At 70.7% G+C, this 21,865-nt stretch carries 20 protein-coding genes and 2 pseudogenes; 9 read left to right on the top strand and 13 right to left on the bottom strand.

Annotation, left to right across the window (positions count from 1 at the left end; genetic code table 11):
- Window positions 1–406: 406 nt before the first annotated feature.
- From ACIRS1_RS37510 to ACIRS1_RS37500, 3 genes are all read left to right on the top strand, one after another.
- Window positions 407–949 carry a BMP family ABC transporter substrate-binding protein gene (locus tag ACIRS1_RS37510; RefSeq protein WP_402847079.1) on the top strand — a complete coding sequence of 181 codons (543 nt, stop codon included), beginning with the start codon at window positions 407–409 and terminating at the stop codon, window positions 947–949.
- A gap of 496 nt (window positions 950–1,445) precedes the next feature.
- Complete coding sequence (locus tag ACIRS1_RS37505) at window positions 1,446–1,817, top strand: hypothetical protein (RefSeq protein ID WP_402847077.1); 372 nt, start codon at window positions 1,446–1,448, stop codon at window positions 1,815–1,817.
- Window positions 1,818–2,404: 587 nt separating this feature from the next.
- The gene (locus tag ACIRS1_RS37500; protein WP_402847076.1) at window positions 2,405–2,665 is read left to right on the top strand and encodes a hypothetical protein; all 261 of its coding nucleotides are present in this window, start codon (window positions 2,405–2,407) and stop codon (window positions 2,663–2,665) included.
- A gap of 270 nt (window positions 2,666–2,935) precedes the next feature.
- Here the strand turns inward: ACIRS1_RS37500 and ACIRS1_RS37495 are convergent, their stop codons facing one another.
- From ACIRS1_RS37495 to ACIRS1_RS37485, 3 genes are read right to left on the bottom strand one after another with little or no spacing between them, the layout of a single operon-like run.
- Entirely contained in the window at window positions 2,936–4,201 is a 1,266-nt protein-coding gene (locus ACIRS1_RS37495; RefSeq protein WP_402847074.1) for a multidrug effflux MFS transporter, read from the bottom strand.
- Between the two features lie 3 nt (window positions 4,202–4,204).
- Window positions 4,205–4,849 (bottom strand): NAD(P)-dependent oxidoreductase, encoded by a 645-nt coding sequence (locus ACIRS1_RS37490; protein WP_402847072.1) that lies wholly within the window; start codon window positions 4,847–4,849, stop codon window positions 4,205–4,207.
- Between the two features lie 23 nt (window positions 4,850–4,872).
- Window positions 4,873–5,625 carry an MBL fold metallo-hydrolase gene (locus ACIRS1_RS37485; protein WP_402847071.1) on the bottom strand — a complete coding sequence of 251 codons (753 nt, stop codon included), beginning with the start codon at window positions 5,623–5,625 and terminating at the stop codon, window positions 4,873–4,875.
- 81 nt (window positions 5,626–5,706) lie between these two features.
- On the opposite strand from ACIRS1_RS37485, the gene ACIRS1_RS37480 reads away from it, so the two are divergent.
- A complete protein-coding gene (locus ACIRS1_RS37480; protein WP_402847069.1) occupies window positions 5,707–6,336 on the top strand; it encodes a winged helix-turn-helix transcriptional regulator in 630 nt (209 codons plus the stop codon).
- Between the two features lie 261 nt (window positions 6,337–6,597).
- Here the strand turns inward: ACIRS1_RS37480 and ACIRS1_RS37475 are convergent, their stop codons facing one another.
- Window positions 6,598–7,656 (bottom strand): FG-GAP repeat domain-containing protein, encoded by a 1,059-nt coding sequence (locus tag ACIRS1_RS37475; protein ID WP_402847068.1) that lies wholly within the window; start codon window positions 7,654–7,656, stop codon window positions 6,598–6,600.
- Window positions 7,657–7,779: 123 nt separating this feature from the next.
- Window positions 7,780–8,247, bottom strand: coding sequence for an RICIN domain-containing protein (locus ACIRS1_RS37470; protein ID WP_402847065.1), 468 nt, complete (start codon window positions 8,245–8,247; stop codon window positions 7,780–7,782).
- A gap of 146 nt (window positions 8,248–8,393) precedes the next feature.
- Here ACIRS1_RS37470 and ACIRS1_RS37465 point away from each other — a divergent pair, with 146 nt between their 5' ends.
- A complete protein-coding gene (locus ACIRS1_RS37465) occupies window positions 8,394–12,173 on the top strand; it encodes a helix-turn-helix domain-containing protein (protein ID WP_402847064.1) in 3,780 nt (1,259 codons plus the stop codon).
- A gap of 87 nt (window positions 12,174–12,260) precedes the next feature.
- Here ACIRS1_RS37465 and ACIRS1_RS37460 read toward each other — a convergent pair.
- Window positions 12,261–12,953, bottom strand: a pseudogene (locus ACIRS1_RS37460) (acyltransferase domain-containing protein); the annotation flags it as partial.
- 321 nt (window positions 12,954–13,274) lie between these two features.
- On the opposite strand from ACIRS1_RS37460, the gene ACIRS1_RS37455 reads away from it, so the two are divergent.
- On the top strand, window positions 13,275–13,580 hold the full coding sequence (locus ACIRS1_RS37455) for a putative quinol monooxygenase (RefSeq protein ID WP_387908243.1): 306 nt from the start codon (window positions 13,275–13,277) through the stop codon (window positions 13,578–13,580).
- A 375-nt stretch (window positions 13,581–13,955) separates the two neighbouring features.
- Here ACIRS1_RS37455 and ACIRS1_RS37450 read toward each other — a convergent pair whose 3' ends face one another.
- A complete protein-coding gene (locus ACIRS1_RS37450; RefSeq protein WP_402847062.1) occupies window positions 13,956–14,981 on the bottom strand; it encodes an alpha/beta hydrolase in 1,026 nt (341 codons plus the stop codon).
- A 102-nt stretch (window positions 14,982–15,083) separates the two neighbouring features.
- A complete protein-coding gene (locus ACIRS1_RS37445; protein WP_387908240.1) occupies window positions 15,084–15,401 on the bottom strand; it encodes a putative quinol monooxygenase in 318 nt (105 codons plus the stop codon).
- Window positions 15,402–15,545: 144 nt separating this feature from the next.
- Here ACIRS1_RS37445 and ACIRS1_RS37440 point away from each other — a divergent pair, with 144 nt between their 5' ends.
- Both ACIRS1_RS37440 and ACIRS1_RS37435 read left to right on the top strand, forming a co-directional pair.
- Window positions 15,546–16,454: an AraC family transcriptional regulator N-terminal domain-containing protein gene (locus ACIRS1_RS37440; protein ID WP_402847060.1), complete on the top strand. Its 909-nt coding sequence runs from the start codon at window positions 15,546–15,548 to the stop codon at window positions 16,452–16,454.
- A gap of 140 nt (window positions 16,455–16,594) precedes the next feature.
- The gene (locus tag ACIRS1_RS37435; RefSeq protein WP_402847058.1) at window positions 16,595–17,344 is read left to right on the top strand and encodes an SDR family oxidoreductase; all 750 of its coding nucleotides are present in this window, start codon (window positions 16,595–16,597) and stop codon (window positions 17,342–17,344) included.
- A 401-nt stretch (window positions 17,345–17,745) separates the two neighbouring features.
- Here ACIRS1_RS37435 and ACIRS1_RS37430 read toward each other — a convergent pair whose 3' ends face one another.
- Together ACIRS1_RS37430 and ACIRS1_RS37425 are read right to left on the bottom strand one after the other, a co-directional pair.
- Window positions 17,746–17,940 carry a hypothetical protein gene (locus ACIRS1_RS37430; protein ID WP_402847056.1) on the bottom strand — a complete coding sequence of 65 codons (195 nt, stop codon included), beginning with the start codon at window positions 17,938–17,940 and terminating at the stop codon, window positions 17,746–17,748.
- A gap of 191 nt (window positions 17,941–18,131) precedes the next feature.
- A complete protein-coding gene (locus tag ACIRS1_RS37425) occupies window positions 18,132–18,917 on the bottom strand; it encodes an SDR family oxidoreductase (RefSeq protein ID WP_402847054.1) in 786 nt (261 codons plus the stop codon).
- A 99-nt stretch (window positions 18,918–19,016) separates the two neighbouring features.
- Between ACIRS1_RS37425 and ACIRS1_RS37420 the strand changes: the two genes are divergently transcribed.
- A complete protein-coding gene (locus ACIRS1_RS37420; protein WP_387908229.1) occupies window positions 19,017–19,535 on the top strand; it encodes a winged helix-turn-helix transcriptional regulator in 519 nt (172 codons plus the stop codon).
- Window positions 19,536–19,898: 363 nt separating this feature from the next.
- Here ACIRS1_RS37420 and ACIRS1_RS37415 read toward each other — a convergent pair whose 3' ends face one another.
- The 3 genes and pseudogenes from ACIRS1_RS37415 to ACIRS1_RS37405 all read right to left on the bottom strand — a co-directional run.
- Window positions 19,899–20,246, bottom strand: a complete 348-nt coding sequence (locus ACIRS1_RS37415) for a MerR family transcriptional regulator (RefSeq protein WP_402847050.1) — start codon at window positions 20,244–20,246, stop codon at window positions 19,899–19,901.
- A 1,055-nt stretch (window positions 20,247–21,301) separates the two neighbouring features.
- Window positions 21,302–21,595, bottom strand: coding sequence for an STAS domain-containing protein (locus ACIRS1_RS37410; protein ID WP_402847048.1), 294 nt, complete (start codon window positions 21,593–21,595; stop codon window positions 21,302–21,304).
- Between the two features lie 146 nt (window positions 21,596–21,741).
- Window positions 21,742–21,865, bottom strand: a pseudogene (locus ACIRS1_RS37405) (Hsp20/alpha crystallin family protein); the annotation flags it as partial.

Here is a 21,865-nt window from a genome sequence, read left to right as displayed (position 1 = left end):
GGCTGCCCCCGCTCGGGTCGCCACTGACCTGCTGCGGAGTCTTCGGCGTGACCGTCGGAACCGGGGCTTTGGTCGCCGTGAACGCGCTCGCTTCTTGCGTGCCCAAGGCCAGCAGAAGCGCCAAAGAGGTAACGAGTGCAAGCGAGCGACGCACGACAAGTCCTTCAAAGTGCAGGTGGAACGACCGACTCGCCCCCTACGGCGATCGGTCCGTGCCCTTCCTATCGGACGTCAGTGCGACAGGTACAGGCAGGAATTGAGGAAGCCATGGCCGCTTTGTGCAAAATAGGGACATGATAGACTGAAATGTTCTTAAGATATTTTTCATATTCTTTACCGAACAATGGAAACCACCAGGCGAGACTTGACCGCGCCCACCGCACATCACCGCCAGGAGAAGCCCGACATGACGTTCCATCTCACCCCCCGTCACCGGTGGGTGTTCGGGCTGGCCGCGGCACTGGCGGTCGTAGTGGGTACCGGTGCCGGGATGTGGCACGCGAGCAAAAATGACGGCAAGGTGGACCCTCCAACCGTCATAAGCCCTTCCAACATCGCTGGCCGCCGAACGGCCTGCCTCACCGGCGATGCCACCGAAGCCGCGAGGCACAGCGAGACCAGCGCGATCTGGTCAGCTCTTCAAGACGCTTCCCAGCAGAACCAGCTGAACGTGCGACAACTCCTCGTCCCGGCAACCACCGCCGATCAGGCCCTTCCCTACCTCTCGGGACTTGCAGCACAACACTGCGACCTCGTCATCGCCATCGGACCAACCTTCAGCCAGGCGCTGGAAACTGCATCCAAAGCCAACCCGCAGACCCGATTCGTCGCCGTGACGACCGACGGGCAACCCGCGCCAGGCGGAGTTGTCACCGTCACGGGCAGCGACAACGAAAAGGCCGCCGAGATCCGTCGTCGCGCACTCGACCTACCCGCCCCCAGCAACTGACCCAACCCCACCCCAGCCACCCGTCACCACCCGCCTCCCGGACGCTCACCGGCCGGGAAGCGGGAAGCCGGGCCGGAAGCCGGGCGAACAGGCCCTCGACGCCCCCCAGACCAGACAGCCAGCCGACTGGCGGCGACGGCGGGCGGCGAGCGGCCCCGAACGGGCAAGCAACGGCCGCCGGACCGGCCCCGGACGGGCAGACACAGGCGACGACGGCGCCCGGGGCGGGCGGCCGGCCAGCGGGAGCAGCCCGGAACCGGCCGGCAGGCACCAGCCGAGACCGGGCGGCGGCCCGGGCGGCACGGCCCGGCACTGACACCCACAAGCGCAGCAAGGCCCACAACCCGCCCACCCGCCACGGCGGCGGCAAGCGGGCGGGCGGGCCAGGCGCTGGGACCGGACGACGCCGTACCACGCCACCCCTGGCCCCGAGAACGCACGGGGCCAGGGCGTCGCATTCCCACTCGTCGGCGGCGCGCTCGTCCTCCCGGGCCCGGTGCAGGGCCTGCTGGAGGTCCTCCCGGGTCATCCCGGCCGCCCGGCGGCGGACCCGGCCGCGGACGCCGTCGAGCAGCCCGTCCTCCTGGTCGTCGTCCTCGTCCTGGGTGAAGAGGGTGCGAGCAGGGTGCTGGGCGAGGGCGGCATGCAGCGTCGCGCCGGCCTCCCGCGCCTCGGCGTGGACGACGGGCTCCGGCACGGCAAGACCCGGCAGGGCGCAGTGGGCGACGCCTTCCGGGGAGACGCGAGGCGCGGAGCCCTGCGACGCCTGCGGCACTCCGACGGCGCCGGGACGGAGGCCAGGCAGGCACACCAGGCCCGGCAGGCCCCGGTGTTGCGCCGAACGGGTGAATCCGACGCTCCGTTGTGACATTCGGCAATCCGCTCCGGAACACGGGAACGAATCCTTCCCACGCCGGGTGTTTCGGCACTCGGATGGAAGGAACACAGCATGCGTCTTCGCAACACCCTCGTCGCCTCGGCCGGTGCCCTGCTGCTGGCCCTGACCATCTCCAACCCCGCCCAGGCCGCCACCGGGGCCTTCGAGTACACGGGCGGCCAGGGCCTGCCCCGGCTGCTCCTGGACCCCGCGGACCGCGAGTGCATCAACCTGGCGGGCGCCACCGAGGACAACCCGGCCTCCGCGCCGAAGAACCTCACCACCGCCACGGCCACCGTCTTTTTCGACTTCGACTGCAACGGCGACGTCTACTACGTCATGCCCCCGGCAAGATCCTCGGCAACCGCCTCAAGCTCCGCTCGGTCATCTTCTCCTGACCACCCCGCACGGCAGGCCCAGCACAGCGGACCGCCCGGTACCCGGCTCGGGGCCGGACACCGGCCGGACGAACGGGCCAGCGGTGAGCAGCGTGAGGATCCCGGCCCGGAGTGGGCCGCGACGACGGAGTCTGCTCGCGACGGCGGCTCGGGGGCGGGTCAGCCGGTGACGGTCTCGGCGTGCCGGGTGAGCGCGTCCAGGAGCGCGGTCTGCTGCTGGGTCAGCTTGCCCTCGGCGCCACCCACACCGGCGCCCTGCCCGACCTCGCGCCGGGCGAGCGGCTGCCGCTGGTCGCGGTGTGCGCGCTCGCGGCCGCCATGCCGTCCTGCGTGCTCGGCGACCCGCCGCGCGAGGTCACCCTGCTCGCCGACGGACTGGACGCCGCCACCACCGCCGACCGCACCGCCACCGCAGGCGCGAACAGCACGTACTCGGGGTGACCCGCTCGCACCGGCCGGTGCGCGGGAGAACGGTCCGGGTTGACCAGCACTCAGCAGCCGTGCGGCATAGGCTCCCCCATCCCCACCACCCGCACTCGGGTGACGCCCGACGAGCTGGCGGCCGCCCAGCTGCTGCACCTGCGCACCGTGACCGTCCCCGTTCCGGTCCTCGCCGCGGCCGCCGAGCTGATCGCCCCACAGCTGGAGAACCCGTCGTATGTCTGTCACGCTGATCGCGGAATCACCCTGTTCGCCGGACGCCGGCCCGATTCACTGGATGCCGGCTCGTCTGCGATCGATGTGCCGGCGCGGTCGCCGGTGCCCGGCAGGTCCTTGGCGAGCCGGCCTGCGAGTGCGCTCACCGGGCATCGACCGGGTGAGGACGCCGAGTGTGAGCAGAGCGAGCGCCGGCAGCACGGCGACGATGATTCCCATCGGCAAGGCGTCGGTGGCGCCACCCGCGCCGGCCAGAGGAGCAAGTGCCCCGCCGATCATGAACTGGCTGAAGCCGAGCAGAGCGGCGGCCGACCCGGCGTGTCCGCCGTGGTCGGCCAGGGCCTGGGCCGCGGCGTTCGGCATGACCAGGCCCACGCTGGAGACCAGGACGAACAGGCCGATCAGGAGCACGGGCAGGGGTGCCCGTGTCAGCACCGCGCCCAGGACCGTGGCACCACCGGCTGTCGCGCCCAGCAGACCGGCGAGCAGCAGCACGCGGGCGCCGGCCCGGGCCACCAGCCGGCCGCTGATCTGGGCGGCCGCGATGAGTCCGGCGGCGTTGACGGCGAACACGGCGCTGTACTGCTGCGGTGACAGGCCGTGGATGTCCTGCAGGACGAACGGCGAGCCGGAGATGTAGGCGAACATCGCCGCGAAGACCAGGCCGTTGGCCAGGACGTACCCGGTGAAGACCCGGTCGCTGAGCAGCTGCCCGACGACGGCCGGCAGCGGCTGGCGTGACGCGGAGGGGCGGGTCTGCGGCAGTCCGGCGGCGGAGGCCGCCAGCATCACGGCGCCGAGTACGGCCAGGGCCACGAAGATCCCCGGCCAGGCCGTGACGCGCAGTAGCTGGCCGCCGAGGACCGGCGCGAACACGGGCGCCAGGCCGGTGATCAAGGTCAGTGCGGAGAAGAGACGTGCGGTGCGGGTTCCGGAGGTGCGGTCGCGGACCATCGCGTTGGCGATGACGATGCCGAACCCCCCGCCGATGCCCTGGACCAGGCGCAGGCCGACGAAGGTCCGGACGTCGGGTGCCACCGCGCAGAGCGCGCTGGCGGTCGTGTAGAGGGCGAGGCCCGCCAGCAACGGACGCCGCCGGCCATAGGTGTCGCTCAGCGGCCCGGCGATCAGCTGCCCGATGGCCAGCCCGACCAGACAGGCGGTGATGGTGAGCTGGGTGGCCGCGGCGCCGGCGCGCAGGTCGCCGGCGAGTTCCGGCAGTCCGGGCAGGTAGCCGTCGATGGACAGTGGTCCCAGGGCCGCGAGCGCTGCGAGCAGGACGATGGATCGGGTGTGCCGGCCGGCGGCGTCGTTGCTCATGGCTCAGTACGCCACGGTGATGCGGCGGCGGATCGCGGTGCCGCTCTCGATCGTGTCGGCCAGGGCGATCGCGTAGTCGGCGTACGAGATGCGGCTGTTGCCGTCGTCGTCGGTGAGCAGGGTGTCCCCGGCGCTGCGGTAGGCCCCGGTCCGCTCGCCCGCTGCGATGACCGCGGCGGGCGACACGTACGTCCAGTCGAGGTCGTGCACGCCGCGGTAGAGGTCGAGCGCTTCGGACTGGGCCTCGGCGTTGGCCTTCCACAGTGCGGGGAAGTCCGGGGCGTCCATGACCCGGGCGCCGGTCGGCGTGCGCAGGCTACCGGCGCCGCCGATGGTGACCAGGCGGGTGACGCCGGCTCGGCGGAGTCCGTCGATCAGCGCACGGGCGGCTCCGACGATCGTGGCGCGGTCGTTCTCCTGGCCGATCCGGGGGCCGACGGCCGACAGTACGGCGTCGTGGGAGGCGGCGAGGCCGGCGACCGCGGCGGCGTCCGTGACGTCACCGGTGGTCACGGTCAGGGCCTCGTGCTCGAGTCCGTCGACGTGGCCGGCTCGGGTGACCGCGGTGACGGTGTGGCCGCGACGCAGGAGTTCCTCGGTGGTGGGCCGGCCGATGTTGCCGCTGGCACCGAACAGGACGATCTTCATGTGGTGCTCCTTGTTTCCGATGGTCACAGGACGGGCTGGCCGTCGGCGATGACGGCCGCGGTGATGCCGCGCTCGGCGGCGGCGTGCCGGAAGCGCTGCTCGATGTCGGGTTGTTCGGTGTAGAACGGCGGGTTGTGGAACAGGCCGTAGTGCATGGCGCAGACGGTGGCGGCGCCGAGTGCGACGGCGGCCTCGACGCCCTGCTCGGGGGTCATGGTCGCCGGGACGTTGGCCGCGTAGCCCTCGAAGTGGGCGATGACGCCGTTGACCGGGACGAACGCGACGTCGAACGGGCCGTGGTCGCGGGCGATCTGCCACCAGCTGCCGTGCCACTGGGTGTCGCCGCAGTGGATGACCCGCCGGCCGGCGCCTTCGACGACCCAGGCGACCTGGTCGCAGTCGTTGCCGCGCCAGTCCAGCGAGGTCACCGGGGTGACGGTCAGCGCTCCGATGCGGCGTGGCTGGCCCAGGTCCTGGGCAACGGGGGTGATGCCCGCCTCGTGCAGCGCCGCCGCGCTCGGGGTGTGGCAGCCGATCGTGCCGGTGGCCGCGATCCGGGCGATCAGGTCGTGGTCGTAGTGGTCGGGGTGCAGGTGGGTGATGAGGGCGTGGGTGCCGGGCGGGGTGTCGACCGGGTCGACCGGCCGGTGCGGCGGCCCCATCACCGGCGCCAGCGGAGCGACGTTCTCGAGCGGGTCGATCAGCAGGCGGGTGTCGCCGAGACGGATCTCGACGCCGGCCCAGGCCAGCCGACGCACGGAAAGGGTGGTGGTCATGGGCAGCGACGCTAGACCGCCGTTGTTGAGAAAGTCAACAAGAGAGTTCTGAATCTCAACGCTGCAAGGTAGGGTGGTGGCATGCGCACCTACGGGCAGTACTGCGGCATCGCGAAAGCACTGGACACCATCGGCGACCGGTGGACCCTGCTGATCGTCCGTGAACTGCTCGCCCTGGGTCCGTGCCGGCACACCGACCTGCGCAACGGGCTGCCCGGGATCGCCAGCAACCTGCTGGTCGACCGGCTCCGCGAACTGGAGGAAGCCGGCCTGATCCACCGCAAGGCCGCCCCGCCGCCGGTGGCCACCACCCTGTTCTCCCTCACCGAGCGTGGCCGCGCACTGGAACCGGTGCTGCAGGAGCTGAGCCGGTGGGGCGTGCCGCTGCTGCGTGAGCCGGGCGGCAGCGACACCTTCCGCACCCACTGGCTGGACATGCCCGCCCGGGCACTGACCGACCACCGCCCCGACCAGCCGGCCATCGCCCTGCAGCTGCACGCCGACGGCAACGAGGACCTGGTCATCGAAGTCAAGGACGGCTCGGTACACACCCACGCCGGCCGGGTCGACCACCCCACCGCGTCACTGACCGGACCGCCGCACCTGCTGGCCGCGACCCTGCTCGGCGACCTCGACCTGAGCACCGCAGTACAGCAAGGCCTGCAGCTCAGCGGAGAACGCGAGGCAGTACTGCGCATCCTGCCCCGCTGATCGGCCGGGTGCTCGCGGACCTGCGACCTCAAGCTCCACCGAGTCCGCGCCGGTCTCAAGACGGTCCTTTGCCCGAGCAAGATCAAACATGATGCCCCGGCGGGCGCGAAATCTCGGAGCGTGCCGGCCGCGTCCGCGTACGCCAGGGCGCCCGTTGCCGTCGTCTCGCCGGTGGCACGGCCTCCGGCTCACTGGGTGCAGGTCCCGCACCCTGGTGTGGGACCTGCACCGATTCCAACGACCCGTCGTCAAGGATCGGGATCAGAAGTTCGCGACGCCGGCGATCTGCCAGGGTGCTCCGACGTGCGTGGGGATCCCGTTCCTGTCGACCACGTCCTGCCGGGAGAAGACGCGGGAGGTGCCCATGTTCCAGATCTGGGTCTCACCGGTGTCGGTGTTGTGCCAGACGATGTCCGGGATTCCTTCCTGATCGAAGTCCGCGGTGCCGGCGATCTGCCAGGGTGCACCGACGTGGATGAGGTTGCCGTTCTCGTCGTACAGGCTCTGCCGTTGGGCGATGCGGTGGTTGTAGTCCACGGACCAGGTCTGGGCCTCACCGGTGTCGGTGTTGTGCCAGAGGATGTCCGGGCCCTTGTAGGGGTTGAATCCGGGACCTGACACGCCGGCGATCCGCCAGGGTGCTCCGACGCGGGTGGGACTGCCGTTCTCCTCCAGCAGATCCTGCCGCTGGATGATGCTCCTGTCCTTCATGAACCAGATCTGGGTCTCGTTGGTGCTGGTGTTGTGCCAGAGGATGTCCGGGTACCCGTCCTGGTTGAAGTCCGCGGCGCCGGCGATCTGCCAGGGTGTTCCGGCGTGTGCGGTCTTGCCGTTCTCGTCGAGCACGACGTGCCCGGTGATGAGATGGCCGTTGCCGTCCAGGTACATGATCACGGTTTCACCGCTGTCGGGCTGGTGCGTGATGACGTCCGCGACTCCGTCCCTGTTGAAGTCTGCCGCGCCGGCGGTCTGCCAGCCGGCTGGCAGACCAGCCGGGCTGCCGTCCGGGAGGAGTACGGTCCCCCGGCCGATGATGCGGTTCTGGTCCATGTACCAGATCTGGAACTGGTTGAGGCTGGTGTCGTACCAGAGGAGGTCCGGCTGGGTGTCGCCCCGATCCTGATCAGCGGGCGGCCCGGTGACTCCGGCGGGAGCGGCCCAGCCCGGGGTGGGGCTGCCGTTGTTCGCCGGGACCGCCGGGGTTGTCCCCTCGTTCCCGGCCCGGCTGGACACGCTGTGCGCCGGTGCGGAGCTCAGGGCCGTGAGAGCGGCGACAACGGCGATGGCCGTACCGACCGGGGTCGACTTTTTCCTGGGCATGGTGATTCCTCCTGTTCGTACTGACGGCCTGATGAAGTCGTGGAGGCGCGGGTCGGGCTGTGGGCCACAGTGGGCGATGTGCGGGTCCGGCCCGGCACCTCGCTTGCCGGGCCGGACCAGCGCTCAGAAGTCCCAGCTCTGGCTCGGCGCGCCGTTGCAGCTCCAGCTCACCAGGAGCTGTCCGTTCTCGGGCCGGCCGCCCAGGATGTCGAGGCACTTTCCGTTCATCCGGCTACGGATCTCGCCGCCGTTCCGGTACCACCTCTGGTTACTGCCGCCGTCGCAGTCCCAGGTGCTCACCGACCCCTGGTCACCCTGAACGAAGGCGTAGATCTCCAGGCACTTTCCGTTCATGCCCGAACGGATCTGCTCACCGTCCCAGCTCCACTGCTGGTTGGTGTTGCCGGTGCAGTCCCACGTCACGGTGGAGGCGCCGTTCTCCTGGTGGAACATGAAGATGTCGGCGCACTTCCCGTTCATGTTGGACCTGAGCAGCGGCGCGGCGGCGGACGCCGGCGAACCCGTCAAGGTACCGCCGACCGCGAGCCCGACGGCCACCAGCAGCGGCATCAGTCGTTGCACAGCTTTCACGCGAGCCTCCGTACAGTCATTGCGCGGTTGCGCTAGGTCATGTCTAGCCGCCAATGTTGTCCGGTGCCGGGACGGGAACGCCGGACATCAACTGCCGGACAATCGCCGCGAATCGCGGCTCCGGAAAGGCTCTGCAAAGGACAGCCATGCCACGCGCCGAACGCCCGCTGGACCCGGACGCCGGTCCCCTGACACGGTTCGCGGCCGACCTGCGGAGGCTGCGCGAGGAAGCGGGACGGCCGACCTACCGGGCACTGGCGCAAAGGGCGCACTACTCGTCCACGACACTGTCGGACGCCGCGGGCGGGCGCACCTTTCCGAGCCTGGGTGTGACGCTGGCGTACGTTGCGGCGTGTCAGGGCGACCGCCGTGCCTGGGAATCCCGATGGCACACGGTCGCCGCCGAGCTCGCCGTCGGCGCTGCCTGCGGCGAGCCCGGCGAAGCCGACCTGCGGGGCGCACCGTACGCCGGTCTGTCGGCGTTCCAGCCGGAGGACGCCGACCGCTTCTTCGGCCGCGAGCGACTGACCGGCGAGGTGCTGGCGAAGGTGCGTGACCACCGCTTCGTGGCGGTCTTCGGGCCGTCCGGATCGGGGAAGTCCTCGCTGCTACGGGCAGGGCTCGTCGCCCACGCGCGGGCGTCCGGGTGGCCGGTGATGCTCTTCACGCCAGGCACCCACCCCGTGGAGGAATGCGCGGTCCGGCTGGCCGTGGCGACGGGAGAGGCACCCGGCCCGCTGATGACCGAGCTGCGCGACGATCCCGCGATGCTGCACCTGCGGATCCGGCAGGCCACGATCGACCGTACGCCGGACACCGACATGCTCATCGTGGTCGACCAGTTCGAGGAGGTCTTCACGCTCTGCCGGGACCGGGACGAACGGGACGCGTTCATCACCATGCTGATCGCGGCCACCACCGCGACGACCGGCCGGACTCGGGTGGTCGTCGGCGTGCGCGCCGACTTCTACGGCCACTGCGTCCAGGACCCCCGGCTAGTCAGGGCGATGCGCGACGCGCAGATCGCGGTCGGCCCGATGAGCAGCCAAGAGCTGCGCGAGGCCATCACCCGGCCGGCCAAACTCGCCGACTGCACGGTGACCGGCCCGCTGCTGGCGGCCGTGGTCGCAGACGCGACCGGCCAGCCGGGTGCGTTGCCACTGGTCTCACACGCGATGGTCGAAACCTGGCGCCGCCGCAGCGGCAACCGCCTGACCCTGGAGGGGTACCTGGCAGCCGGCGGAATCCAGCACGCGCTCGCGCAGACGGCGGAGGCCGCCTACCGGGCGCTGACACCGGTGCAGCAGGACCTCGCCAGATCGCTGTTCCTGCGGCTGACCGCGCTGGGCGAGGGCACCGAGGACACCAGGCGCCGGATCAGCAGGGACGAGCTCGACCCGGCCCCCGACATGGCCGCCGTGCTCGAATCCCTCGCCCGGCAAAGGCTGGTGACACTGGACCAGGACTGCGTCGAGATCACCCACGAGGCGATCATCCGGTGCTGGCCGAGGCTGCGCGGCTGGCTGACCGAAGACCGGGACCGGCTGCTCCTGCACCGGCAGATCACTGACGCGACCGCCGGCTGGGAGGCGCACGACCGCGACCCGCACGCCCTGTACCGGGGTACCCGCCTTGCTGCGGCACTGGACCTGGCCGCTGCGAGCGGCAGTCGGCTGACGTCCAGGGAACGGCGCTTCCTCGACGCGAGCCGGGACGCGCAGACCGGTGAGACGGCGGCGATCAGGCGGCGGACGGTCCACCTTCGGCAGTTGGTCACGCTTCTCACCGTGCTGGTGGTCATCGCCGCCACCGCGGGCGCGCTGGCCGTGGGCTCGCGCAGCTCGGCCATCCGGCAGCGCAACGTGGCCATTGCACGCAAGGCCACCGAGGACGCGGCCGGAGTACGACAGCAGAACCCCTCGCTCGCCGCGCAGCTGAACCTGGCCGCGTACCGGCTGGCAGCCACTGACGACGTCCGTGATCAGCTGATGAGCACGTTCGCGGCGCCGTACACGAGCCGGCTCACCAACCACACCTCCGATGTCGTCTCGGTCTCCTTCGCCCCGCAGAGCACGGTCCTCGCCACCGCGAGCTGGGACCGCACGATCCGGCTGTGGGACGTCGGGGACGCCCACCGCCCCGTCCAGCTGGCGGTCCTGGACCAGCCCTGGCGGCTGCTGTCGGTCGCGTTCGGACAGGGTGGCCACGTCCTCGCGGCGGCGAGCGAACGATCGGTGCGGTTGTGGGACGTGACGAACCGGCGAGCGCCCGTCGAGCTGGGAACCCTGCCGGAACAGTCGGCCGCGCCGACGTGGGTGGCGTTCCGGCCCGGCGGCGACGTCATCGCCACCGGCCACACCGACGGCACGGCTCGGCTGTGGAACGTGCACGATCCCCGGCAGCCACGGCTGCTGGCCACCCTCCCCGGCCACAGCGGCCAGATCACCTCGGTGGCATTCACACCGGACGGCCACACACTGGCGACCACCGGCGACACCACCGCCAGGCTGTGGGACGTCACCGACCCGGCGAACCCGCGCGACCTCGACGTGCTGCGCGGCCACACCGACACGGTGGCCTCGGTCGCATTCAGTCCGGACGGCCGCACCGTGGCGACCAGCAGCTGGGACCACACCGCACGTCTCTGGGACATCGGCAGCAGCCCGCGGACGCAGCCGCCGGCCGTCCTGATCGGCCATCCCGCGATCGTCTGGTCGGTGGCGTTCGCCCCTGACGGCCGGACACTCGCCTCGGTCGGCGGGTCCACTCTCCTGTGGGACGTCACCGATCCGGCTCACCCGATGCGCGTCAGCGCGATTCCCGGCGGGGCCTACCAGGCCGCGTTCAGCCCGGACAGTCGCACACTCGCCGACTCCGACCGGCTGCTGGACCTACGGGACCTGTCGCTCGCGACCCACGACGACGTGGTCACGTCCCTGGCCTTCGCCCCTGGCGGCCACCTGCTCGCCAGCGCCGGCTGGGACGGCACCGCACGGCTGTGGCAGGTCACCGACGGCCGGGCCCTGTGGCCGCTGGCCGTCCTGCGCGGCCACACCAGGTTCGTCCGGTCCGTGGCGTTCAGCCCGGACGGGCGCACCCTCGTCACCGCCAGCGAGGACACCACCGTCCGCATCTGGGACGTGACCGATCCGCGGGCACCGCGGCTCACATCGGTCATCGCCCCCGACGCCGGCGAAGTCGCAGGGGCCGGCTTCGACCCGGGCGGCCACCTGCTGGCCGTGTGGGCGCAACATGCGGCCGGACTGTGGGACCTGACCGATCCCGGCCGTCCTCGGCAGCTGAGCCGGATCGTCGAGAACGGGCCGGACGTCACGATGGCGTCGTTCCGCCCGGACGCCCGCACGCTGGTGACGAGCACGGGCGAGTCCGGCTCGCTGCGGTTCTGGGACATCAGCGATCCGCGCAGCCCCAGGGAACTGCCGTCCCCGTTGCGATCCGAGCCACTGACCGATGGCGTGTTCAGCCCCGACAACCGGAGTCTGGCCGCCGTCCACGGGGCGGACAAGACCGTCTGGCTGATCGACATCAGCGACATCGGCCGCCCGGCGAAGGTGACGCGGCTACCCGCGGCCGGCTCCTCGCTCTACTCGCTGGCCTTCTCCGCGGACGGCCGCCGGCTGGCAGCCGGCGCCGCAGACGGCAGAGCCCTGCTGTGGGACGTGCGCGGGGCGGCCGCTCCTGCCGTCCTCACCGGCCCTTCGACCCCGGTACCGGCAGTGGCGTTCGGTCCGGACGGCAACACCCTGGCCACCGGCGGCAACGACTTCACGATCCGGCTGTGGGACACCGGCCTGGAGAAGGTCGCCGCCCGTATCTGCGACAGCGCCTACCCTCGGATCACCAGAGCCGAATGGGCACGGTACTTCCCGGCGGTCGACTTCACCCCGCCCTGCCCCGCCCCGTGACCTCGGTGCGGGCTCTGGCCTGCTTGCGCAGCCAGGTGCCGGGGCGTGCGTCACCGTCCCCTGCTCGGTGTGGGTGAGGATCTCCACGCGAGCGGTGTCGCCGTCCTCGAGCAGCGTGGTGGTGACCAGGGGTTCGGGATCTAGGACCAGGGGGTGGGGCACCTCCACACGGGTGGCGCGGACGGAGGTGGTGCCGAGGGCGCGGGATCCGGCGGCCAGGATCATCTCGGCGAAGGCGGTGCCGGGCAGGACCGGCGTGCCGGCCACCTGGTGGTCGGCCAGCCAGGGCAGGCGGGCAGGGCTGATCGGGGTCTGCCACAGCCAGCGGCCGGTCCGTTCCGGGTCGTGGACCTGGCCGCCGGGCAGCGGGTGCTCGGTGGCGCCGACCAGCTGAGGGGCGATCAGGCGGTAGGGGGTGCGGTCGCCGCCGTAGCGCTCCCGGTTCCAGGCGGTGGTGGGGACGTCGGCCAGTTCGCCCGGCGAGTGGCGGGGCCAGTCGATGCCGCGGTACCCGGCGCAGTGGAGGGTTGCGAGGTGGGTGAGGAAGGCGCTCCGGTCGTCGGTCCCCTCGCGCAGGGTGCCGACCACGACGGCGTCGTGGATGCCGATTCGGAGAGCGGAGTCCTGGATGGGCCGGACGGCCAGGGGGTGGGCGGTGCATTCGACGAACACCCGGTGTCCGTGCCCGAGCGCGGATTCGACGGCGGGGTGGAAGCGGACCCAGTAGGCGGCGTCGAGCGGTCCGGGGGCGAGGGGGTCGTCGGTGACGGTCGAGTACAGCGGGATGGTCGTGGTGGTGGGGCGTCGAACCCTCCGCCGTGATCGGGCAGTCGCTGGGAGAGGTGGCCGCCGCCGTCGTCGCCGGGGCGCTCGCGACTGAGCGAACGGCTCGTCCGAGCTCCACCGCTACCTCGTCGGCTGGCAACGTGCGCAGGCCACTGGAAGCAACCCGCACATAAAGGCTCTAATGCCCGTGAAAGGTGGCAGAGTGGGCTACAACTGGGACGTCGATGCGGCTGTAGAGGAGACCCGGTCGACGCCAACCGGTCACTGCAGTGCCCGGTCGCTCCCGGGCGGCCGAGCATCGGAAGGAGTCACCTCATGGCCGACGTCAACGTCGCGCTGCACGTACAGGTCAAGGCCCTGCCCGGCAAGGAGGAAGAGGTCGCCGCCTTTCTCCGCGAGGGCCTTGCCATCGTGCAGGAGGAGCCCAACACCGTGGCCTGGTTCGCCGTACGCCTGAGCCCGTCCACCTTCGCCATCTTCGACGCCTTCCCCGACGACGACGCACGCCAGGCCCACCTCGCCGGCCGCCTGGGCAGCGCCCTGACGGAGCGAGCCGGAGAACTGTTCGCCCAGCCCCCTTCCGTCGAGCGGCTCGACGTCCTCGCCCACAAACTCCCCTGAAGAACAGGCGGCACCCCTGACCCGCCGGCACGGCCCGCACACTCCGCAAGCGGGCGGCCCCGGCCGACAACCTGCGAGGCGCTCGTTGAACCCCCCAGCTCGCCTGAGCGACGGAGCAAGTGGGGCCACGAGCGGCCCGGCCGATCTCGGAGATCCCGTCAGGGCGCCGGATCCCGGGGCCGGAACAGCCGCGCCGGCCGCCCACGCGCGCGACCGACCCGAGCAAGGCCGAGGCGCTGGAGCGGGTGGAGGAGGCCTCCGCTCACCCACGCATTCGCCCAGACATGCCGGGTGCCGTTCCCATCACCGTCACGGGGATACGAACGGCATCTGGCTGCGCACTCGGCTGCACCCGTCCTGACCAGCGCCGGAAGTTCAGACACAGCCACTTGGCCGAGGCTGACGCGTACGACCGAAACTCGTCGGCTTCCCCTGTGCGGCGGGGTTCGTGGGCAGGAGTCGGGCGAGCCAGTCGGTGCGGGTTCGGCGGGCTGTGGCCGAGATGTGTGCCTGCGGGTACAGGGCGTCGAATCCGTGGAAGCCGCCTGCCCAGACGTGGAGTTCGGCCTGGCCGCCGGCCACCCAGATGCGGGTGGCGTAGTCGGTGTCCTCGTCGCGGAAGACTTCGGCGGAGCCGGTGTCGATGTAGGTGGTCGGCAGGCCCGCGAGGTCGTCGGCCAGGGCGGGTGAGACGTATGCGGGTACCTCGTCGTCGGTGAGGTCGCCGAGGAGGCAGCGCCATCCGAATCCGTTCATCTCGCGGGTCCAGACGCCGGGCCCGTTCGAGTACTGGAGGCTGGAGGCGGTGGTGTTGCGGTGGTCGAGCATGGGGCCGATCAGGACTTGGGCGGCGATCTGCGGGGTGCCGAGGTCGCGGGCCAGCAGGGTGACGCCGGCGGCGAGGCCGCCGCCCGCGCTGACGCCTGCGACGATGATCCGGGCGGGGTCGATGCCCAGTTCTTCCGAGTGTTCGGCGATCCAGAGCAGTCCCTGGTAGCAGTCGTCGACCGGGACGGTACCGGTGGACTCGGGCGCGAGCCTGTAGTCGACGGAGACCACGACGGCGCCGAACTCCTCGAGCCACTCCAGCGGGATGTCGATCTGTGAGAAGCGGTCTCCCATGACCATCCCGCCGCCGTGCATCCAGTAGACGCAGGGTGCGGCGGTGGCGCGATCGGCGTTCGCGGGGCTGAAGACGGACAAGGGGATCGGGGTGCCGTCCGGACTCGCGGCGGTGACCTCGCGCCGGTCGACAGCGCGACCTTCCAGGAGGGGTTCGACGGGCATCGAGGAGAAGGGGCGTACCTGCGCCAGCACGTCCGGGCTGAGCTGGGACATCAGCGGCATGTCGGCCATGAGTTCATGCAGTTCGGGGTCGAGGGAGGGGCGTGCCGTGGTCATGGTCGTTGCCTTTCATGGGTGGTGGCGGACGGTCGGGCGAGGACGGGGTCGCCTCGGAGGGCACCGCGGCGGCAGGGGCTGGGGTGTGGAGTGTTCGGCGGGTCAGAAGGCGGCCTTGCCGCGGACCGGCACGTAGTCGGTGTACTCGGACTCCTTGGCCAGCAGTCCGCCGATCCGCGCCACGATGGCCTGGGCGGCCTCGCCGGCGAAGATCCGGTGGTGGTCCTCCTCGCTGGTCCAGCCCTCGGTGACGTGGACGACGTCGGGGGCGGACGCGGAACGGGAGACGAGGTAGACCACGCAGTACTCGCTCGCGCCGGGGCTGCCCTCGTGCAGGCCGGTCAGCAGCAGGTCGACGAGCCGGTCGCCCATTCCGGGCCTGGCGGTCAGCGTGGCGTTGAAGCCGTACGTGGCAATCATGGAGGCCTTCTTCTGCATTGATGGAGTGCGGTGATTCCATTCAATCGCCGTGACCTGCGCAAACGTTAGAACGATGCTCGCTGGCACTTGCACGATCCTCGCGAGCACGGGAATTGCAGCCCAGAACAGTGCTGCAATGGACGCATGCACCTCGAAGAGCTCCGCACCCTGCTGGCCCGGCATGCCCGGCCCGACTGGACCACCGCCATCGACGGCGTCCTCATCTCCAAGGTCGACCGGCCGGATCCGCCGGCGCCCTCGATGTCCGGCACGGTGCTCGCAGTCATCGCCCAGGGCGCCAAACGCCTCGCGCTGGGCGACCGGGTCTACGCGTACGGCGCCGGGCAGTACCTAGTCGCATCCGTCGACCTGCCCGTCACCGGACAGTTCACCCAGGCCGCCCCCGAGCAGCCGGCCCTCGGCTTCGGCCTCACGCTGGAACCGTCCGCCGTCGCCGAACTGCTACTGCAGGCCGGTCCCGGCGACATCCCCCGCCCCGCCGGAGGCACTCCGTCAGGGATCGCCGTCAGCGACGCCCCGCCCGCATTGCTCGACGCGGTGGTCCGGCTGCTGCGCCTGCTCGACGAGCCCGGCGACCGCGCCGTACTGGCCCCGCTGGTCAAACGCGAGATCCTGTGGCGCCTGATCACCGGCGAGCAGGGCGCGACGGTGCGCCAGCTCGGCCTCGCCGACAGCGGCCTCAGCCATGTCGCCCGGGCCGTGCGCTGGATCCGCGAGCACTACGCCGAGCCATTCCGGGTCGAGGACGTGGCACGGCTGTCCGGGATGAGCGTCTCCGCGTTCTACCGCAACTTCCAGGCGGTGACGGCGATGAGCCCCATCCAGTTCCAGAAACAGATCCGTCTCCAGGAGGCCCGGCTGCTGCTCGCCACCCGCCCGGGCGACGTCACCGGAGTCGGCCACCGCGTCGGCTACGACAACCCGTCGCAGTTCAGCCGCGAGTACCGCCGCCAGTTCGGCGCACCCCCGAGCCGGGACGCGGCCCGCCTGCGAAGCACTGCAGGCGCCCTTCCCCGAGCGGCCGGACCATGAGAGAGGATCGTGCAAGACGAAGCGACGATAGTTCTACTATTCCAGCAGGTCAGAGCGATTCAATGGGATCACCCGTTCTTCGGCTGGGCAGGAAAATGCCTGTCCATCCGCGGATCCCACTCCATCGCAAGGATCACCCCATGAAGACAGTGCTGATCACCGGCGCCTCATCCGGATACGGACGGGAGACCGCCCTGTACTTCCACTCGCAGGGGTGGAACGTCATCGCCACCATGCGGACGCCGCGTGCGGGCGTCCTGCCCGAGTCGGACCGGCTCCGCGTCGTCGAGCTCGACGTGACCAAGCCCCGGAGCATCACCGCCGCGTTCGAGGCGGCCGGGCCCATCGACGTCCTGGTCAACAACGCGGGCATCCCGTCGATCAGCGTGTTCGAGGGCACCCCCATGGCCCGAGTGCGGGAAGTCTTCGAAACCAACACGTTCGGCGTGATGGCGACGACGCAGGCGGTGCTGCCCCAGTTCCGCGAGCGCGGCTCCGGCGTGGTGGTCAACGTGACCTCCAGCGTGGTGCTGGGCCACATGCCGCTCACGGCCGTCTACAAGGCAAGCAAGATGGCCATCGAGGGGTTCACCGCATCCCTCGCGCTCGAGCTCGCGCCCTTCGGTGTGCAGGCCAAGACGGTCCAGCCGGGCGCCTGCCTGACGACGAACTTCGCGGCCAACGCGACGAAGGGCGCCCTGCAGGAAGAGCTGGCCCCGACGCCCTACGCACCATGGGCGAAGAAGGCCATGGCCGACTTCACGGGCCAGGACCTGTTCACCAAGGAGCGCGACGTCGCCGAGACAGTGTGGCGAGCCGTGCACGACACGACCGGCCAGCTGCGATTCCCCGCCGGCCCCGACGCGGTCTCGCTCTCCCAGGCGAAGTGATCAGCCGGCAGACAGGGTCACGCCGCACTGCCACCGCGACCGGCAACAACCAGGTCTGGCACTTCCGGCCCGCCGGCTACCAGGGCTACCAGGGCTGACCGGCAGGCCGAGGCAGCCGCCACCACGGCAGCACCGGACTCGGCATTCGGAGCGCCGCCCCTGCGGGCCGGATCCGGTCCATTGAGGAAGACCGTCAGCGAGCAGTTGGAGGTCCTGGAGGTCGAGGTGATCGGCAGCGCCAGGCTCTTCGAGGACCTGGGAGCCGACAGTCCGGTGCCGTGCGGGCCTGTTCGAGTTGCTCGCCTTGATTCCTCAGGTGGGCACGTGCTGACCTGCGGGTGGATGCCGAACTCGACGGCTGGTTCTTGATCGGGTGGCTGAGTGGGCACGTGGGAGCAGTCTCAGGGTTCGATGGAGAGGTGTTCGATGAGGTCGTCGCGCAGCGTGAACCGATAGCGGAGATCGATCGTGCCGCCGGGGAAGTCGCCTTCGAGGTGGTGTGTGGCGATGTAGTGGGCCGTGTCGATCTCCTGAGCGTCCGCCAGTTTCGATGCTGTAGGTGAATTCGTTGGCGGATTGGTCCAGCCACCGCTCAATCGCGAGGCTGCCCTGGTACGTGTGGCCGTCGTCGATCACTGTGGCATCGCCGGTGAACGTCGTGACCGCGGTGCCGGCGTCGTGGGCGCGGTGTGCCGTGAGGTAGCGGGTGATCACCTCGGGCAGGCCGTCCGGGGTGATGGTCCGGGGCTGGTTGTCGTGCATGACGCTCCTGGTGGTGGTGGCGGGTTCAGACGGTGGGGGTAGTGCCGCCGTCGATGACGTGTTCGGCGCCGACGATGGCCGAGGCGCGGTCGGAAACGAGGAAGGCGACGAGCTCGGCGACCTCCTCGGGCCGGCTGGGACGGCCGAGCGGGATGCCGCCCAGGGAGTCCATCAGCCGGCCCAGCGCCGCTTCCTGGCTGATGCCGGCGTCGTGGGCGATACGGGCGACGAGGTTGTCGGCGGCCGAGGTCTGCACGAAGCCGGGCGAGACGGTGTTGACGCGGACGCCGTGCGGGGCGACCTCGTTGGCCAGGCCCTTGCTGTACGTGGTCAGGGCGGCCTTGGCGGCGGCGTAGGCCAGGGTGGCGTTCCACAGCGGCATGCGGCGCTGGATCGAGGTGACGTGCACGACCGCGCCCTTGCCCGCGGCGATCATGTGCGGCAGGAGTGCCCGGTCCAGACGGACGGCGGCCAGCAGGTTCGTGTTCAGCTCCCTTGCCCAGTCGTCCTCGCCGAGCGCGGCGAATCCTCCTGCCGGGGCCTCGGACCCACCGAGGGTGTTGACCAGGATGTCGACGCCTCCCACCCGGGCGTCGACTTCCGAGGCGACCTGGGCGGCCCCCCGGGCGGTGGACAGGTCGGCGGCGATGAACGTCTTCTCCTCGACGCCGTCGGGGCGGCTGCGGGCGGTGACCAGCACGGTCGCACCGGCCTCGGCGAGCCGTCGGGCGATCGCGGCTCCGGTGCCCTTGGTGCCGCCGGTGACCAGAGCGCGTCGGCCTTCGAGGGATTCGCTGGTGGATGTGGTCACGTTGTGCCCCGTTCCCGGGCGCGGGTACACGAGGCGCCGCTCCCGTCTCTACTGCTAAAATAGAAGCCACTAACTTCGACTTTAGCAGTAACCGAGGGGATGGTCGCCTTGGCAAGCCGGATCAGGCTGGAGGACCGGGAGTGCCCGCTGTCCACGACGGTGGAACACGTCGGCGAGTGGTGGACACTGCTGATCCTCCACGACGCCTTCGACGGCTACACCCGCTTCGACCAGTTCCAGGAGAGCCTGGGCATCTCCTCCAGCATGCTCACCACCCGGCTGAAGACCCTGGTCGCGGACGGTCTGCTGGAGCGCCGGCCGTACCAGACCAGCCCCGTCCGGCACGAGTACGTACTCACCGAACTCGGGCGATCGCTGCGCCCGGTGATCGTCGCCCTGGCCGCGTGGGGCAACTCCCGCCTCACGCCGACGGAGCGCAGCATGATCCTCGTCGACGCGCACAGCGGCGAGGAGGTCGAGCCCGTCGTCGTCGACGCCAAAACCGGCCGCCGACTCGACGACAGCACCACCTACGTCTTCACCGCGGGCCCCGCAGCCAGCGACGCGATGCGCACCCGCTACGCGGCACGGCCGGCCATTTCCGCGGAAGAGGCGTAAGCCCGCCCGGAAGAACCTCGTACAGCCTTGAGCAGGGCCGCGAGCGCGGGCTGCACCTGACCGCCTCGCGGCACCGGTTTGCCGCTGGCGTGATACCGGCCCGCCAGTACCTCGGTACCGATGAGGCGCCCTTGCCCGTCGAAGTCGAGGTTGATCATGCCGTCGGCCCCCACGGGATCACAGGGACACATGCGCGGGGACTTCGCGCGTACCTGTTCGCCGAGACAGAGGACATTGACTTCCCAACCCCATCGGATGTCCGATCCGTATCGGCCCGGTCCTGATGCCCGGGGCAGCGCGAGGGAGCCTGCGGAATCTGTCCATAGGCTCCGCCCGCGGCTGTAGGCGAGGTTGCCGGTCCGGTCAGGTGTCCGCGGTGGGCTCCTGATCCCGCTGGGAACGGCGGAGCTCTTCGTTGATGCGCAGGGCTTCTTCGAGTTGGTCTTCGAGGATGACGATGCGGCAGGCGGCCTCGATCGGGGTGCCCTGGTCGACCAGGTCGCGGGCGCGCATGGCGATGCGCAGTTGGTAGCGGGAGTAGCGGCGGTGGCCGCCGCCGGAGCGTAGCGGGGTGATGAGGCGGTGTTCGCCGAGGGCTCGCAGGAAGCCGGGGGTGGTGCCGGTCATCTCGGCGGCGCGGCCCATGGTGTAGGCGGGGTAGTCGTCGTCGTCGAGCTTGTCGGATGTGTCGGGGCTGGTCGTCGTAGTCACTGCACCTCTCTGGTTCTCGGGGAGAACGCGTCGAGGGGCCCCGGGGCCGTGTCGGCTCCGGGGCCCCGAAGGGGAACAACACCATCTACCGGCCTGGGCCGGTCCTGTTACTTCCGCACTGCCCCAGGGGAGGGGGCGTACGGGGATCGCGTATGCGTGACCGGAAACCACCGTCCTTGCGTTGGGGTCTGCGGTGTCCGCCCGGGCGAGTGTTCACGGGCCGGGCGATCCTGATGGCGCTTGCGCCCTCCGTTCATCCTCTGTACTGAACTGTCATTTCCGTACTGCCGGTACTGCCGGTACTGCTGGTACTGCACCTGCTGAACTGCGTCCTGCTGGTCGGTGGCCGTGACGGCCCACCGGTCCGGCAGCCAGCCCCGTCGGCCGTCCTGCAGCTGCGCTGGCCTGGAACCCCACTGCCTGGACCTCCTCGACACGCGCGCCCGCAGTCTGGGCGCCTTTGCCGAGGCCCTGCCTGTCTGACGACTGCCGGGTACTGCACTCACTGAACTGCGTACTACCGGTACCGCTGGCGGCGGCCCCTGATACCTGCGGGCCGCCCGGTCCGGCAGCCAGTCCCGTCACCGTCCTGCACCTGCTGGCTTCGGAACTCCACTGCCGGACCGCACCGCGAACTTCTGTCCAACAACCCGGCCAGTTCGTGTCTGGCCGGTATCGCCGACTGCTGTCTACGAGAGAAACGTTAGACCCGCCCGCGAGCAATGTCTACTCCGGCGCGCATAGATTTTGCGGCGCCCGCGAGTGAGGTAGTCTCCCGCCGCGCGGCGGGAGACAACGAGCGGCACCGCGCAGGGAGGCGGCAGTGGGACACCCGGCGGCAGTGAGAAACCCGGCGCCCGTGGCACCGGAGACGGTCCGGAACGGACAGGTGGCCTTGATCGAGGCGATCACCGAAGCCGTGCACGACGGTGACGACCTCCTGCGGGGTGTCGTACTCGCCGCGTTCCCGGACCTCCTCCAGGAACGCCTCCCATCGAAGAGTCACCGCGGTTCTCCCTCCGCTCCGGGCCCCCGGTACGCCGCCCGGGTGGCCGTCAGGGCTCGACGGCCAGGCGCCGGTGCAGACCCGTCAGCTTGAGTAGCCGCACCACGCGGCGACCGGCCCCGCGCAGGACCAGGCGGGCACCGCACCGGTCGGCCTGGTTACGGGCCCGGACCAGGGCGCCCAGGCCCACGCAGTCCATGAACGTCACCTCCGACAGGTCGAGCACCACCTCCCGCTGCGACTCGAGCGCAGCGGCCAGAGCACGGCGCAGCGAGGGGGCGGTGTCGAGGTCGATCTCGCCGTGCGCCCGTACCACGAAGGGTTCGTTGCTCTGGCCGTTCATGGCGTTGCCCCGTCTCCGCTTGCGGGCCTGCCTGACAGCCCGACCGCCGGCGGTTCCGCACGGCGAGATCGACCTCGACTGTTCCGGCCGCCCCTTCGATCGAGGGGGAGAGATCGGGGGCGGCCGGAACGGCATCGGGGGACGGGTCAGGCCTGGATCTGCTTGCGTTCGCCGTTGTGGCTGATGGCGACCTTGCGGGGCTTGGCCTTCTCGGCGACCGGGATCTTCAGGGTCAGCACGCCGGCGTCGTAGTCGGCGGTGATCCCGGCG

It is taken from the genome of Kitasatospora sp. NPDC101176 (genome assembly GCF_044768035.1).
In the GTDB taxonomy this organism is placed as follows: Bacteria; Actinomycetota; Actinomycetes; order Streptomycetales; family Streptomycetaceae; genus Kitasatospora.
The sequence above is the reverse complement of the archived record's forward strand: the minus strand, read 5'-3'. Positions and strand labels throughout refer to the sequence as shown.

Coding starts and splice junctions, on each gene's coding strand:
- ACIRS1_RS37510 (WP_402847079.1), top strand. CDS start 407: ATGACGTTCCATCTCACCCCCCGTCACCGGTGGGTGTTCGGGCTGGCC.
- ACIRS1_RS37495 (WP_402847074.1), bottom strand. CDS start 4,201: ATGAGCAACGACGCCGCCGGCCGGCACACCCGATCCATCGTCCTGCTC.
- ACIRS1_RS37490 (WP_402847072.1), bottom strand. CDS start 4,849: ATGAAGATCGTCCTGTTCGGTGCCAGCGGCAACATCGGCCGGCCCACC.
- ACIRS1_RS37485 (WP_402847071.1), bottom strand. CDS start 5,625: ATGACCACCACCCTTTCCGTGCGTCGGCTGGCCTGGGCCGGCGTCGAG.
- ACIRS1_RS37480 (WP_402847069.1), top strand. CDS start 5,707: ATGCGCACCTACGGGCAGTACTGCGGCATCGCGAAAGCACTGGACACC.
- ACIRS1_RS37475 (WP_402847068.1), bottom strand. CDS start 7,656: ATGCCCAGGAAAAAGTCGACCCCGGTCGGTACGGCCATCGCCGTTGTC.
- ACIRS1_RS37465 (WP_402847064.1), top strand. CDS start 8,394: ATGCCACGCGCCGAACGCCCGCTGGACCCGGACGCCGGTCCCCTGACA.
- ACIRS1_RS37455 (WP_387908243.1), top strand. CDS start 13,275: ATGGCCGACGTCAACGTCGCGCTGCACGTACAGGTCAAGGCCCTGCCC.
- ACIRS1_RS37450 (WP_402847062.1), bottom strand. CDS start 14,981: ATGACCACGGCACGCCCCTCCCTCGACCCCGAACTGCATGAACTCATG.
- ACIRS1_RS37445 (WP_387908240.1), bottom strand. CDS start 15,401: ATGATTGCCACGTACGGCTTCAACGCCACGCTGACCGCCAGGCCCGGA.
- ACIRS1_RS37440 (WP_402847060.1), top strand. CDS start 15,546: ATGCACCTCGAAGAGCTCCGCACCCTGCTGGCCCGGCATGCCCGGCCC.
- ACIRS1_RS37435 (WP_402847058.1), top strand. CDS start 16,595: ATGAAGACAGTGCTGATCACCGGCGCCTCATCCGGATACGGACGGGAG.
- ACIRS1_RS37420 (WP_387908229.1), top strand. CDS start 19,017: ATGGTCGCCTTGGCAAGCCGGATCAGGCTGGAGGACCGGGAGTGCCCG.
- ACIRS1_RS37410 (WP_402847048.1), bottom strand. CDS start 21,595: ATGAACGGCCAGAGCAACGAACCCTTCGTGGTACGGGCGCACGGCGAG.